This window comes from Psychroserpens mesophilus (genome assembly GCF_050617655.1).
Classification (GTDB): domain Bacteria; phylum Bacteroidota; class Bacteroidia; order Flavobacteriales; family Flavobacteriaceae; genus Psychroserpens; species Psychroserpens mesophilus_A.
In genome coordinates this window covers 1-246 of record NZ_JBODQC010000399.1, presented here as the reverse complement: position 1 = coordinate 246, position 246 = coordinate 1, and the positions used below count along the sequence as shown (strand labels likewise).

At 30.9% G+C, this 246-nt stretch carries 1 protein-coding gene; it reads right to left on the bottom strand.

What is annotated here, in order from left to right; translation table 11 throughout:
• Nucleotides 1-4: 4 nt before the first annotated feature.
• Nucleotides 5-246, bottom strand: a 242-nt coding sequence (locus ACRHNM_RS17760; protein WP_431137967.1) for a molybdenum cofactor biosynthesis protein MoaE, incomplete at its 5' end; no start/stop codon positions are given.

The window sequence follows — 246 nt, the reverse complement described above, 5'->3', positions numbered from 1 at the left end:
ACAACTAAGGATGTGCATTTACCCAAACTTCACCATCAGAAAAATATTCTTTTTTCCAAATTGGTACAGTTTCTTTTAAAGTATCTATAGCAAATTCACATGCCAAAAAAGCTGCTTTTCTATGCTTTGCAGATACAGTAATAATCACTGGTATATCACCTATTTGTAACATACCCTCTGCATGATGAATGGCAATTTTTTTAATATCAAATTTCTCTAATGCTTTGTCAGCAATTTTTTGCATTT